Origin of the sequence: Pseudophaeobacter sp., assembly GCF_048267565.1 — a bacterium.
GTDB lineage: Bacteria > Pseudomonadota > Alphaproteobacteria > Rhodobacterales > Rhodobacteraceae > Pseudophaeobacter > Pseudophaeobacter profundi.
On the sequence record NZ_JBLWXG010000001.1, the window covers coordinates 436,534 to 450,739 of the forward strand.

Here is a 14,206-nt window from a genome sequence, read left to right on the forward strand (position 1 = left end):
AGGGCGGCTGGGCCGCAACCTCTTCGTTACATTTGCCTGATACCCCGTGCCAACCCAATTGGAGAGCGCAATGAAACAAGAGGTGATCGCAGATTTTCTGGATGCATTCCCGCTGCCTTCGGTGTTGGTGGATCAGACTGAGCGTTTTATCGCAGCCAACCAGTCTGCCCAGGATTTGCTGGGGCAACAGATCTTGGGGCGTCATTTTGCCACCATCCTGCGCCAGCCCAGCGTTACCGGGGCCATCGAAAAATGCCTGGAGGATCGCGGCAGCCGCTGCGCCAAGCATTTGTCAAACGACGGCGCGCAGGACACCAGTTTTGATGTGACGCTGCGCTATGTCGGTGGCATCGGCGCGGTTGAGGGCGGCGCTGTGTTGATCACCTTTACCGATGTGAGCGAACGCGAGCAGGCCGGCCAGATGCGGCGCGACTTTGTCGCCAATGTCAGCCATGAACTGCGCACGCCGCTGACCGCGCTGATGGGCTTTATCGAAACGCTGCGCGGCGCCGCCCGCGACGATCCCGCCGCTCGCGATCGGTTTCTGACGATCATGGAAGGAGAGGCCAGCCGGATGAACCGGTTGGTGGGGGATCTGTTGTCGTTGAATCGGGTCGAAAGCAAAGAGCGCATTCGCCCCAGGGAACAGCTGGATCTTGTCGGGCATCTGACATCAACCCTGAGGACGGTGCAGCCTCTGGCTGATGCCGGCGAGACCCGATTGATCTTTACGCCGCCCGATGACCCGGTGATGATCACAGGGGATGCGGACCAGTTGTTGCAGGTCTTCATAAACCTGATTGAGAATGCCATCAAATACGGCGGTGATCGGGTCGAGGTTACTCTGGAACTGCTGGAACGCGATCCCTCGCTGCGCTGTGCCGCGGTGCGGGTCCGGGTGATGGACAATGGCGCCGGGATCGACCCCATTCACCTGCCGCGCCTGACCGAACGGTTTTACAGGGCTGACAATCACCGCTCGCGCGAACTGGGCGGAACGGGCCTTGGCCTTGCCATTGTCAAACATATCGTCAATCGCCACCGGGGACGGCTGCGGGTGGAAAGCGAGCCGGGAACTGGCAGCTGTTTTTCCGTGATCTTGCCACTGACATAATGACCTCTGTCATAATATGGCGACCCATTCGGGTGTGCGACGCCCCTGGGCGGCGGGCAAATCGCGGTCATCTGCTGGCGAAGGCGATAAAAGATTAACGTGAGGGCGGCTTTTGTGACAATTTCCGGCGAATTTCCGATCTTGTCACACGCCTGTTACATAAGCGTCACAAAAGCCACATGCCAGCCTTTTAGGAGGGGCGCATGATCATCACGAAGATGGTCACACAACTTTCTCTCTCTCATGGAGATACGCATGTCCTTTGTGAAACTGACCGCTTCCGCCCTGACCATCGCTGCCGCTACGGCCACTGCTGCCACTGCGCGTGACCAGGTCCAGGTTGCCGGCTCTTCGACCGTTCTGCCTTATGCTTCCATCGTTGCCGAAGCCTTTGGCGAAAACTTTGACTTCCCGACACCAGTTGTGGAATCCGGTGGCTCTTCCGCAGGGCTCAAACGGTTCTGCGAAGGTGTTGGCGAAAACACCATCGACATTGCCAACGCATCGCGCCGCATCAAGGAAAAAGAGATTAAGGCCTGCGCCGAAGCTGGTGTCACTGACATCATCGAAGTGCGTATCGGCTATGACGGCATCGTTTTTGCCAGCGACATCAACGGCAACGCCTTTGAATTCACCCCAACCGATTGGTTCCTGGCCCTGTCCGACGAAATCATGGTTGATGGCAAGATGGTTGCCAACCCAAACAAGACATGGGCCGATGTGAACCCCGCTTTCCCGGCGCAACCGATCCAGGCCTTCATCCCCGGCACCAAGCACGGCACTCGTGAAGTGTTTGAAGACAAAGTGATCCTGGCCGGCTGTGAAGCCACCGGCGCCTTTGAACACATCCTGGCCGGTGCAACAGGTGACAGCGCCAAGGCCCAGAAAAAGGCCGCTGAAAAGGCCTGTATCTCACTGCGCACCGATGGCGTGTCTGTTGACATCGACGGCGACTACACTGAAACCCTGGCCCGCATCGGTAGCAACGCCGACGGCATTGGTGTCTTTGGTCTGGCTTTCTATGAAAACAACACGGACAAGCTGCAGGTTGCCACCATGTCCGGCATCGTGCCCTCGACCGAAAGCATCGCAACCGGCGAGTACCCCGTCTCGCGCCCCTTGTTCTTCTATGTGAAGCAAGCCCACATCGGCGTGATCCCGGGCCTGAAGGAATTTGCTGAATTCTTCGTCGCAGACGAGGTTGCCGGCCCCGATGGTCCGCTGTCCGAATATGGCCTGGTTGCCGACCCAGAGCTGAGCCAGACCCAGGATGCGGTTGCTGACGAAGCCACCATGGGCGACAATTCCTGATCGCTGTACATCTTGTAAAACTCTGGGGCGGCTCCTTCCGCCCCAGAGCCAATTTGAACCAGACCAACCGCCAAAACCTGCTGCTGTCATCCCGGAGTTTTTGATGCCAATATTCTGGCTTATCGTTATTCTGCTTGCGCTTACCGCCTGCGGCTATTGGGTTGGGCGCAGTCGCGCCCTGGCCTCTGCCAATGGTAACCCGCGCGAATTGCACTCATTGCCCGTCTACTATGGCGCCAATGTCGCCATGAGCATTGCCATTCCGGCCCTCATGACCCTTGCGATCTGGCTGCTGGTCCAGCCCATGGTGATTGAGAGCCGCGTTTCCGCCAGCCTGCCGTCTGAGGTGATCCCTGAAAATACCAGCATCGGCCTTATTATGGGGGATGTGCGCCGCCTTTCTGATGGCCTGGATGAGGTCGTGGCGCAGGGATTTCTTGATGCAAAACAGGCCCTTGACCTGAATTCCGAAACTACTGATATTCGTGCAACCCTAGGCGAGGTTGGTGTTGCGCTTGGCTCGGATGTGCGCCCCGAAGTGCTGGCTGCTGCGCAGCAGTACCGTCAGTTGTCCGCAACCGGCGGGCGCGCCATGACGCTGGTATGCCTGTTTCTGGCACTTGGCGGACTGGTCCTGTCGCTTCGCAATACCAACAAGACGTTTCGCGCGCGAAACGTGGTTGAACGCGGTATTCTGGCCCTGCTGGTACTGGCAGCCTCTCTTGCGATCCTGACAACGGTGGGCATCGTCTTTTCGATGCTATTTGAAACCATCAATTTCTTTGGCCTGCACGCCTGGCGCGACTTTTTCTTTGGCACGACCTGGGCACCGAATTTTCGCGGTGACAGCGAATTGTCGATGCTGCCATTGCTTTGGGGAACGCTGTATATCTCGGCGATTGCACTGTTGGTGGCGGTGCCTGTTGGGTTGTTCGCGGCGATCTACCTGTCGGAATATGCCGGGTCTACGGTGCGTTCCTTTGCCAAGCCTCTGTTGGAAATTCTCGCAGGGATCCCGACCATTGTATATGGCCTGTTTGCCCTGCTGACGGTTGGGCCCCTTCTGCTTAAACTCTTTGGTCAGGGCGAAGAGGGCCTGTTGGGGCTTACCTGGATGAGCGGCGCCACCTCGGTGCTGACCGCTGGTGTCGTGATGGGCATCATGTTGATCCCATTTGTCTCTTCGCTGTCGGACGATATCATCAACGCGGTGCCGCAAGCGCTGCGCGATGGGTCCTTGGGGCTGGGGGCAACCAAATCGGAAACCATACGCCAGGTGGTTCTGCCGGCTGCCCTGCCGGGCATTGTGGGCGCCATCCTGCTGGCGGCGTCGCGCGCCATCGGCGAAACGATGATCGTGGTAATGGGGGCCGGTGCGATTGCCAAGTTTTCGGCCAATCCATTTGAATCCATGACGACAATCACCACCCGCGTGGTCAGCCAGTTGACTGGCGATACCGATTTCGCCAGCCCGGAAACACTGGTGGCCTTTGCCCTCGGGCTTTCTCTCTTTGTCCTTACCCTGGGCCTCAATGTCCTGGCGCTCTATATTGTGCGCAAATATCGGGAGCAGTATGACTAATGACCGATTTCAGCCCCTCTTCAACACCGCCAACCTCGGTTCAAACATCGCTGCTAACCCTATCGGACCGCACCAAAAAGCGAAACGCGAACGAGCGGCGCTTTAAGGCCTACGGTATTGCCGCAATCGCGGTGGGACTGCTGATGCTCCTGGTTCTGGTGGTCACAATCTTCGGCCGCGGCACCGGCGCCTTTCAACAGACCTTTGTGACCCTGGATGTCGAACTGCTGGAAAGCAAGCTGGACAAGACCGGCGAGCGCAATATCGAAGATATCGAGCGGATCAGCACCTTTGGCTATGCGCCATTGGTGAATGGCGCGATGAGCGCGGCCATCGAACAACACGGTGTTGACACCTCGCTCAAATCTAAACAGCTGGCCGGTCTCTTGTCGAAAGGCGCGGTGGCGCAGCTACGTGCCTATGTGCTGGCCAACCCGCAACAGATTGGCGAAACAGTGGAATTCCGCTTTCTGGCGCAAAGCCGGGTTGATGGCTACCTGAAGGGGCGTGTCAGCCGCGACAGCATTGAAAACGATAAGAATATTTCAGCAGCGCAGCTTGATGTAGTGGATGCGCTGGTGGCGGCCGGAGTGATTGAAAAATCCTTCAATCTGGACTTCATTCTCGGTTCCGATGCCTCTGACCAACGCCCCGAAGCTGCTGGTATGGGGGTCTCCATGCTGGGATCGTTCTTTATGATGCTGGTGGTACTGGCCCTGGCGCTGCCCATCGGCGTCGCCGCCTCGATCTATCTTGAAGAGTTTGCGCCAAAGAACTGGATTACCGACATTATTGAGGTCAATATCGCCAATCTCGCGGCGGTGCCCTCGATCGTCTACGGGATCCTTGGTCTGGCCGTCTTTATCAACTACATGCACCTGCCGATGTCGGCGCCGCTGGTGGGGGGGCTGGTGCTGACGCTGATGACGCTGCCAACCATCATCATTTCGACCCGCGCGGCCCTGAAGGCGGTGCCCCCGTCGATCCGCGATGCCGCGCTGGGGGTTGGTGCATCAAAAATGCAGTCAGTGTTTCACCATGTGTTGCCCCTGGCGGCACCGGGCATCCTTACTGGCACCATCATTGGCCTGGCCCAGGCGCTTGGGGAAACCGCACCGCTGCTGCTGATCGGCATGGTTGGCTTTATCGCCTCCAACGCGCCGGAAACCCTGGGTGAAGGGCTGCTATCGCCAAATTCCGCCATGCCGGCCCAGATCTATGAATGGGCTAAACGGGCGGACCCCGCCTTTTATGAACGCGCCTGGGGTGGCATCATCATCCTATTGCTCTTTCTTGTAACCATGAACACGGTGGCCGTTGTGTTGCGTCGCCGCTTTGAACGCCGCTGGTAACCGGAGGTGAGGCTATGAACACCATGAATATGTTGGATAAATCCTTGGACACAAAGACCACCAAGATCACCGCGCGGGACGTCAATGTCTATTATGGCGACAGCCATGCGATCAAAGATGTGAATGTCGAAATCGACGCCAATACCGTCACAGCCTTTATCGGGCCGTCGGGCTGCGGCAAGTCGACTTTCCTGCGCTGTATCAATCGGATGAACGATACGATTGATGTTTGCCGCGTGCGTGGCGACATTCTGCTGGATGGCGAAGACATCTATGACAAACGTGTCGATCCGGTGCAGCTGCGCGCCAAAGTCGGGATGGTGTTTCAAAAACCCAATCCTTTCCCGAAATCCATCTATGACAATGTCTCTTATGGGCCGCGGATCCATGGGCTGTCGCGAAACAAGGCCGAAATGGATGATATCGTTGAAAAATCTCTACGCCGTGCCGCCATCTGGGAAGAGGTGAAAGACCGGCTGGATGCCCCCGGTACCGGGCTTTCTGGTGGCCAGCAACAGCGGCTGTGCATCGCTCGTGCCATCGCCACAGAACCCGAAGTGCTGCTGATGGATGAGCCTTGTTCTGCCCTCGACCCCATTGCGACGGCTCAGGTAGAAGAGCTGATCGATGAGCTGCGTACCAATTACTCTGTTGTTATCGTAACCCATTCGATGCAGCAGGCCGCACGGGTCAGCCAGAAGACCGCGTTTTTCCATCTCGGGAACCTGGTAGAATTTGGCCCCACTGGCCAGATCTTTACCAACCCGGAAGATCCGCGTACCGAAAGCTATATCACTGGCCGTATCGGCTAGCGCCCACAAAGGAAATTATCATGGTAGAACAACATATTGCCTCCGCCTTTGATCGGGATCTCGAAGCCATTCAGGCCCAGATCATGAAGATGGGCGGCCTTGTTGAGGTCGCGATCGTGGACTGCGCCCGCGCACTGGAAACCCGCGACGAGGAGTTGGCGCAGCAGGTACGCAACAGCGACAAGGCGATTGATGGGCTGGAAGAGCTGATCAATGAAAATGCCGCCCGTTTGATTGCCATCCGCGCCCCGGCGGCAGTGGATCTGCGGGTGGTTCTGTCGGTGATGAAAATCGCTGGCAACCTGGAACGTATTGGCGATTATGCAAAAAACATCTCCAAACGAACCGGCGTTTTGATCCAAGGGCAAGATATTTCGGACAATGCCGCAGCGCTGCGTCGCATGGCGCGCGAGGTAGAGCTGATGCTGAAAGACGCGCTTGATGCCTATATCCAGCGCGATATCGAGCTGGCGGCTGACGTGATCACCCGTGACCGCGAGGTCGACCAGATGTATAATGCGCTATTCCGGGAATTCCTGACCCATATGATGGAAGATCCGCGCAATATCACCTCTTGTATGCACCTGCATTTCATTGCCAAAAATATCGAACGCATGGGTGATCATGTAACTTCTATCGCGGAAGAGCTGATCTATCTGGTGACTGGCCACCGCCCCGAGGAAGACCGGCCCAAGGCGGATACCACCTCTACCGCGCCGCAGGAGATTTAAGAAATGACTGCCGATCAGCCTACTGTTCTGATCATCGAAGATGAACTGGCACAGCGCGAGGTGCTTGCCTACAATCTGGAGGCCGATGGCTTCCGCGTGAGCCGCGCTGAAAACGGGGAAGAAGGACTGCTGCTTGTCGAAGAAGACATGCCCGACATCATCGTGCTGGATTGGATGATGCCAAATCTCAGCGGGATCGAGGTCTGCAGGCGGCTGAAAACCCGCCCCGAGACCCGCAACATTCCAATCATCATGCTGTCGGCCCGATCAGAAGAGGTCGACAAGGTGCGCGGGTTGGAGACTGGCGCCGATGATTATGTGGTAAAACCCTATTCTGTCATCGAGTTGATGGCGCGAGTGCGTACACAGCTGCGCCGGGTCCGCCCATCAACCGTCGGTATGCGCCTGGAATTCGACGACATCGTGCTGGATGCCGAAACGCACAAGGTCAGCCGGTCTGAAAACGCGCTAAAGCTGGGGCCAACCGAGTTTCGCCTGCTTTCTACCTTTATGGAAAAGCCTGGCCGGGTTTGGAGCCGCGAACAGCTGCTGGATCGTGTCTGGGGCCGCGATATCTACGTGGATACCCGTACGGTGGACGTACATATCGGCCGCCTGCGCAAGGCGCTGACCCAGCATGGCGGCAGTGATCCGGTGCGCACGGTACGCGGTGCCGGCTATGCTCTGGGCTAGGTCGCGGGGCATAACCCAGCGGTAGGCATATGGAACGGGCTCTTTCTAAGGGCCCGTTTTTGTTAGTTTTAACTATCGGGGCAGGGGGTCTTCGGGCTGGGCCTGCCCCTCTAGCCAGGTGCGAAAGCTCTGCAAGGCGGGGTCGCGCGACTTGCTTTGTGGCCAAACCAGGTAATAGGCACCATTTGCCTCGCTTGGCTGCGGCTGTAGCGCAGTCAAACGCCCGGTCGCGATTTCCTGTTCGACCAGGTAATCGGGCATCAGGGCCACGCCAAGCCCATGCAGCGCCGCCTGAGTGATCGTTGAGAATTGATCATAGATCGTCCCGCCCAGATCTTCTGGCAGGGTCGATACTCCCTGCATTTCGCACCAATCGCGCCAGGCATTGGGCCGGGTCTGAATATGCAGCAGCGGCATTTCGATGATCTGTTTCGCCGGAAGGTACCGGCCTATCTCGACCAGTTCGGGGCTGCAGACCGGGATCAGATGTTCATGCTTTAGCAGCAGAGAACCCGTCCCGGGCCATTTCGCATCTCCAAAATGTATGGCTGCATCAAATGGTTCGGTAGTAAAGCTAAAGCTCTCTAGCCGGGTGGTCATATTGATGGTGACATCGGGATGTCGACGGGCAAATTCTGGCAGGCGTGGCATCAACCACCGCATACCGAAGGCCGGCAAAATCGCCAGGTTCAAGCTGCCGGCCATCGGTGCCATCTGCACCCGCAGGGTTGATTGAGTGATCTGATGCAGCGCTTGACGCACCTCTTGAGCATAGGTTGCCGCCTCGGCGGTCAACTGCAGCTTCTTGCGATCCCGCTGCACCAAAGTGACACCCAACTGGGTTTCAAGTGATTGTAATTGCCGACTTACTGCCCCTTGAGTCAGGCAGAGTTCTTCAGCGACAGCCGAGGCGCTGCCAAGCCGGTCTAGGGCTTCCAGTGCCCGCAGGGCGGCGATAGAGGGCAGGAATCGTCTGGGCAATTGCATGTATGCGCTTTTGTCATGTTTGGTTGCCAAAGTCTCGCTGTTTTTCAGAGCTGCTGCCTGTTAATGTTTGCGCAATACTCACAGATTTTACAAAGGGCCACGTCATGACCGATAAACCACAGCTGCGCGCCAAGGATGCCCCCGATCTGGGGCGTTTCACCTGGGAAGATCCGCTGCGGATGGATGATCAGCTGAGCGAAGATGAGCGCATGATCATGGCCTCTGCGCGGGCCTATGCACAGGAAAAGCTGCAGCCACGCGTGACCGCTGCCTATGAAAACGAAGAGACCGATCCGGCAATCTTTCGTGAAATGGGTGACATGGGCCTGCTTGGCACTACCATCCCCGAAGAATACGGCGGCTTGGGCGGCGGCTATGTGTCCTATGGGTTGGTCGCACGCGAGGTAGAGCGGGTAGACAGCGGATATCGTTCAATGATGTCCGTCCAAAGTTCGCTTGTTATGTACCCGATCTATGCCTACGGCAGCGAAGAGCAGCGGCAGAAATACCTGCCAAAGCTGGCCTCGGGCGAATGGATTGGCTGTTTTGGTCTGACAGAACCTGATGCCGGCTCTGATCCGGCCGGCATGAAAACGCGGGCCGAAAAAACCGCGACCGGCTATAAGCTGACCGGCTCCAAGATGTGGATCTCCAACGCGCCGATCGCGGATGTGTTTGTTGTCTGGGCCAAATCCGAAGAACATGGCGGCAAGATCCGTGGCTTTGTGCTGGAAAAAGGCATGAAGGGTCTTTCGGCTCCAAAAATTCAGAACAAGGCCAGCCTGCGCGCCTCGATCACCGGTGAAATCGTCATGGATGGCGTTGAAGTCGGCGATGAGGCCCTGCTGCCATATGTGCAGGGGTTGAAGGGGCCGTTTGGCTGTTTGAACCGGGCCCGTTATGGTATCAGCTGGGGCGCCATGGGCGCAGCCGAGGCCTGCTGGCACGCGGCACGGCAATATGGTCTGGATCGAAAGCAGTTTGACCGCCCGCTGGCCAACACGCAGCTTTTCCAGCTGAAACTTGCCAATATGCAGACGGAAATCACCCTTGGGTTGCAGGCCTCCTTGCGGGTTGGTCGCCTGATGGATGAGGCAAACGCAGCCCCAGAGATGATTTCAATCGTCAAGCGCAACAACTGCGGCAAGGCGCTGGAGATTGCCCGCAATGCCCGTGATATGCATGGCGGCAACGGTATCAGCCTGGAATTCAACGTCATTCGCCACATGGTGAACCTTGAAACCGTTAACACCTATGAGGGCACCCACGACGTGCATGCCTTGATCCTGGGGCGGGCACAGACCGGTCTGCAGGCATTTTTCTAGGCAATATTGGCCTGCGACGGACTTCGCGGGCCTATCGAGTATAAGATCTTGGCGAGGGAGCAGAGGCTTTTCCTCGCCATTTTTACATTGAGGCGTGCGTTTTTGCAGTTCCGTTTTGCGAAATTGCAATCTGGTGATTGTTCGCGCTGATACCTGTAGCCTTACAAAGCAAAGCAGGCTGCTGATGAGGCACTCCCACCGAGGATTGGATCCAAAACCATGAACGTCGCGAAGTGAAGGCTGCGCCAAGGCTGTCGCGTTTTGCCATGAATACAAGGGCCCGCAGCACCTGTCCTTGCCGAGGCCCGCGTGGCAAAGGTTAACCGGCAGAGGCGGTCCATTGCAGTGCGACCCGCGCGGATCGGGTTTTTCGGCTGTCGCTGTGAGAATACGCAAGGGACAATTTTTCACCACGCAACGTGGCTCATCTTGCACCATTGCAATGGTGGCAAGATCGATCCGAGCCCCCATGACAGCGGGCTGCATTTTTGCACGGATGATATTGCGAAAATGCGCGCGAAATTTCGCAAAGGTAGCGGCCTTATATGGGCGTGACCCCAAGCATTTTCGCTTATTTACAATATCTTAACCCGGCCAAAGCCGAAAGAAAAGCCCTATTTTTCACAAGGTGTAAGCAAGGGGTTTACAGCAGGAATAATACATATAGATAAGTGAATGTGTAAACGCGGAAGCGCTACCAAGATCTGTTTCACGGAAACCAAGAGAGATCGCGACAATGAAAACCCAACCGCCAAAACTCCTGATGGAAAAGATCTTTCCGGTGCTGAGCTGGGGGCGGACCTACAGTCGACAGGACCTTGGCGGCGATCTGACTGCGGCGGTGATCGTGACCATCATGCTGATCCCGCAATCGCTGGCCTATGCGTTGCTTGCAGGGCTGCCCGCCCAGGTTGGGTTATATGCTTCGATATTGCCGCTGGTGGCCTATGCGCTCTGGGGCACATCGCGGGTGCTGGCGGTGGGGCCGGTTGCGGTGGTGTCCCTGATGTCGGCCTCGGCGCTGGCACCGCTTGGTCTGACTCAGGTGGCGGACTATGTGGCGGCCTCGGCGGTGCTGGCCTTGATGTCGGGCGCATTGCTATTGCTGATGGGCGGGCTGAAGCTTGGCTTTATCGCCAACCTGCTGTCGCATCCGGTGATCGCAGGCTTTATCAGCGCCTCTGGTATTCTGATTGCGATCAGTCAGGCAAAGCATATTCTTGGTATCACGGCCAGCGGTCACAACCTGCCGGAAATCCTGCTGTCATTGGGGCAGGGGATTGGGCAGATCAATCCGGTTACCGCCGTGTTGGGATTGGCGGTATTAGGGTTTTTGTTCTGGTTGCGGCGCGGTGTTCCGGCGCTCCTGCAGAACCGGCTTGGCCTGTCGCAGCAGCTTTCGGGCACCATCGTTCGTATTGGGCCGGTCTTTGCTGTGGTGGGCACGATCTTGCTGTCCTGGGGGCTTGGCCTTGCGGATCAGGGCGTTGCAGTTGTCGGTAAGGTACCAACCGGCTTGCCGCCCATCGGCGTGCCAGCTATGGACGCCGAACTGGTTAAGGCGCTGATTACTCCCGCTATTTTGATCACCATTATTGGCTACGTCGAAAGCGTGTCGGTGGCGCAGACCCTGGCGGCCAAGCGTCGACAGCGGATCGACCCCAATCAGGAACTCAACGCGCTGGGGGCTGCGAATATTGCCTCGGGCCTGTCGGGGGGCTACGCGGTGACCGGAGGATTTGCCCGCTCGGTGGTGAACTTTGATGCCGGGGCGCGCACTCCGGCGGCGGGTGCCTTGACAGCAATTGGATTGACTTTTGCCGCTATCTACTTGACACCATTTATGTATTTTCTGCCCAAGGCAACGCTTTCCGCAACAATTATCGTGGCCGTGTTGTCGCTGGTGGATCTGTCGATCCTGAAGACCGCCTGGCGCTATTCGCGTGCTGATTTCGCAGCTGTCTTTGCCACCATCTTGCTGACGCTCCTGGCTGGGGTGGAAATCGGCGTCGGCGCTGGAGTTATCACGTCGATTTGCCTGTTTTTGTGGAAAACATCCCGACCACATGTGGCCGAGGTCGGTCAGGTGCCGGGCAGTGAACATTTCCGCAATATTGAGCGCCACAGCGTTTTCACGGATCCTAAAATCGTCACGCTCCGGATTGATGAAAGCCTGTACTTTGCCAATGCGCGGCGGATGGAAGACCTGATCCTGGATCGGGTTCATCGCGGTGGTGGCGCGGTCAAACATCTGGTCCTGATGTGTTCAGCGGTGAATGAAATCGATCTCAGCGCGCTGGAGTCGCTGGAGGCGATCAACCATCAGCTAGCGGATATGGGGGTGAGCTTGCACCTGTCAGAGGTCAAGGGGCCGGTGATGGATCGGTTGCAGCGCAGTCACTTTTTGCAGGACCTGACCGGAGAGGTGTTCTTGTCACAAAACTGCGCGTATCAGAAACTGCGCGAGATGCTGTAAGACTGGGGATTTCTATGCAGGTGGTCGCTGCAGGGGTTCGGTATTTGTGCTAATTAAATTCTCATAATCAGTATTATGGTAAATAAAGATGTTCCGTTCCGTCACACAGGATTGGCAGCATGTGTTTTGCGCGATAGCCTTTCTTGAATAAAACCAGGGACAAGGCGATTGAAATGGATATCAAGGGCAGTTGTATTGTAGTGACCGGTGCCGCTCAGGGCATTGGCAAGGCGCTGGCGCAGAGGTTTGCCGTGCTTGGCGCTGCGCATGTCATCTGCGCTGATATTGACCGCGACGGTGCCCAGGATGTAGCCGCACAGATCGGAGGCACCGCCTTTGTGGTGGATGTGAGAGATGAATCCAGCATCAAGGACCTGATCGAAACCGTAGAAGACACCATTGCGCCGATTGATCTATTCTGTTCCAACGCGGGCATCCTGACCATGGGTGGTTTTGAAGTCGCCAATGAGGAATGGCAAAAGATATGGGATATCAATGTGATGTCTCATGTCTGGGCCGCACGTCATCTGGTGCCCCGGATGATCAAACGCGGTGGTGGCCATATGTTGAACACTGCCTCGGCGGCGGGTTTGCTAAACCAGATTGGCGCTGCACCTTACGGCGTGACAAAACACGCTGCGGTTGGCTTTGCGGAATGGCTGGCCATCACCTATGGCGACCAGGGCTTGGGTGTTTCGGTTCTGTGCCCGCAGGCGGTGCGCTCGCAGATGACCAAGGGATTTGAAGAAAGCGTTGCCAGTGTCGATGGGATGCTCGAACCTGAAACCGTTGCGGATTTTTGTGTGGACGCGATTGAAAACAACGAGTTCCTGGTGCTTCCGCATCCACAGGTCAAAGACTACATGCAGGCAAAAACGGCGAATTATGGCCGCTGGATCACCGGCATGCAGAAGCTGCGCGACCGATTTTCCGGCCGATAAGGCGTCAGCTGGTGATGGGCCGCATCAGGCCTTCCTGGGCAACGCTGGCCACCAATTTGCCATCCCGAGTGTAGATAGAGCCGCGGTTAAAGCCGCGGCCGCCACCGGCAAAGGGCGAATCCATGGTGTAAAGATGCCATTCATCAAACTGCACCGGCGCGTGAAACCACATGGCATGATCCAGACTGGCCGTCATGGCTTCGGGTTTATGCCAGGTCAGCCCATGCGGCCGCAGCGCCGATCCCAGCAAGCCAAAATCTGACGCATAGGCCATCAGCACATGTTGCAACTGCGGCCCTGCCCCTTTGGCGGCCTCCATTCTGATCCACATATGGTTGATATCACTGGTAATACCAGGATCAAGCGGATCCCGGGGTTCGATGTCACGAATTTCGAACGGCCGCTGGCGGATAAAGTCGGCGCGGTTTTCTTCGTCTATGCGATGGGCATGCTGCTGGTGCAATTCATCCCGCGACAACAGCCCCTCTGGTGGCGGGATATCGGGCATTTCATGCTGATGTGCCCAGCCTTCTTCGACGCAATGAAAAGAGGCCGCGAGGTTCAGGATCTGACGACCATTCTGAATAGCCGTCACGCGACGCGTGGTGAAGCTGCCGCCATCCCTGGAGGGATCCACCTCATAGATCACCGGCTTGCTTGGATCGCCCGGACGGATGAAATAGCCGTGCAGTGAATGGCACAGCCGTTCTGGAACGCTGGCATAGGCCGCTGCCAGGGCCTGGGCAATGACCTGTCCGCCATAGATCCGCATTGGCGTTTCACCGCCAGACCCAATGCCGCGATAGAGATTTGTATCCAGCTCTTCCAGATCAAGCAGGTTGAGCAGAACAGTCCCGGCATCAGTCATTTGGCGTCTCTTTC

At 57.0% G+C, this 14,206-nt stretch carries 12 protein-coding genes; 10 read left to right on the forward strand and 2 right to left on the reverse strand.

Going from position 1 to position 14,206, the window contains the following annotated elements; genetic code table 11:
- Positions 1–70: 70 nt before the first annotated feature.
- The 7 genes from ACN0VH_RS02055 (at position 71) to phoB (ending at position 7,595) form a co-directional block, all read left to right on the forward strand.
- On the forward strand, positions 71–1,114 hold the full coding sequence (locus tag ACN0VH_RS02055; protein ID WP_417699333.1) for an ATP-binding protein: 1,044 nt from the start codon (positions 71–73) through the stop codon (positions 1,112–1,114).
- 255 nt (positions 1,115–1,369) lie between these two features.
- Positions 1,370–2,425, forward strand: a complete 1,056-nt coding sequence (locus ACN0VH_RS02060; RefSeq protein WP_278921602.1) for a substrate-binding domain-containing protein — start codon at positions 1,370–1,372, stop codon at positions 2,423–2,425.
- A 103-nt stretch (positions 2,426–2,528) separates the two neighbouring features.
- Positions 2,529–4,007: a phosphate ABC transporter permease subunit PstC gene (pstC, locus tag ACN0VH_RS02065; RefSeq protein ID WP_417699334.1), complete on the forward strand. Its 1,479-nt coding sequence runs from the start codon at positions 2,529–2,531 to the stop codon at positions 4,005–4,007.
- Positions 4,007–5,359 carry a phosphate ABC transporter permease PstA gene (gene pstA, locus ACN0VH_RS02070; RefSeq protein ID WP_278921604.1) on the forward strand — a complete coding sequence of 451 codons (1,353 nt, stop codon included), beginning with the start codon at positions 4,007–4,009 and terminating at the stop codon, positions 5,357–5,359. The genes pstC and pstA overlap by 1 nt, the downstream gene beginning before the upstream one ends.
- 14 nt (positions 5,360–5,373) lie before the next feature.
- Entirely contained in the window at positions 5,374–6,171 is a 798-nt protein-coding gene (gene pstB, locus ACN0VH_RS02075) for a phosphate ABC transporter ATP-binding protein PstB (protein WP_278921605.1), read from the forward strand.
- 20 nt (positions 6,172–6,191) lie between these two features.
- Positions 6,192–6,902, forward strand: a complete 711-nt coding sequence (phoU, locus tag ACN0VH_RS02080) for a phosphate signaling complex protein PhoU (protein WP_278921606.1) — start codon at positions 6,192–6,194, stop codon at positions 6,900–6,902.
- A gap of 3 nt (positions 6,903–6,905) precedes the next feature.
- A complete protein-coding gene (phoB, locus tag ACN0VH_RS02085; RefSeq protein WP_232402585.1) occupies positions 6,906–7,595 on the forward strand; it encodes a phosphate regulon transcriptional regulator PhoB in 690 nt (229 codons plus the stop codon).
- A gap of 72 nt (positions 7,596–7,667) precedes the next feature.
- Here the strand turns inward: phoB and ACN0VH_RS02090 are convergent, their stop codons facing one another.
- A complete protein-coding gene (locus ACN0VH_RS02090; protein WP_417699335.1) occupies positions 7,668–8,582 on the reverse strand; it encodes a LysR family transcriptional regulator in 915 nt (304 codons plus the stop codon).
- Positions 8,583–8,686: 104 nt separating this feature from the next.
- On the opposite strand from ACN0VH_RS02090, the gene ACN0VH_RS02095 reads away from it, so the two are divergent.
- From ACN0VH_RS02095 to ACN0VH_RS02105, 3 genes are all read left to right on the forward strand, one after another.
- Positions 8,687–9,907, forward strand: a complete 1,221-nt coding sequence (locus ACN0VH_RS02095; protein ID WP_417699337.1) for an acyl-CoA dehydrogenase — start codon at positions 8,687–8,689, stop codon at positions 9,905–9,907.
- 736 nt (positions 9,908–10,643) lie between these two features.
- Positions 10,644–12,383 carry a SulP family inorganic anion transporter gene (locus ACN0VH_RS02100; protein ID WP_278921609.1) on the forward strand — a complete coding sequence of 580 codons (1,740 nt, stop codon included), beginning with the start codon at positions 10,644–10,646 and terminating at the stop codon, positions 12,381–12,383.
- A 173-nt stretch (positions 12,384–12,556) separates the two neighbouring features.
- Positions 12,557–13,324, forward strand: a complete 768-nt coding sequence (locus tag ACN0VH_RS02105) for an SDR family oxidoreductase (RefSeq protein WP_278921610.1) — start codon at positions 12,557–12,559, stop codon at positions 13,322–13,324.
- A 4-nt stretch (positions 13,325–13,328) separates the two neighbouring features.
- On the opposite strand, the gene ACN0VH_RS02110 is transcribed toward ACN0VH_RS02105, so the two are convergent.
- Complete coding sequence (locus tag ACN0VH_RS02110) at positions 13,329–14,192, reverse strand: acyl-CoA thioesterase (RefSeq protein ID WP_417699338.1); 864 nt, start codon at positions 14,190–14,192, stop codon at positions 13,329–13,331.
- Positions 14,193–14,206 lie beyond the last annotated feature (14 nt).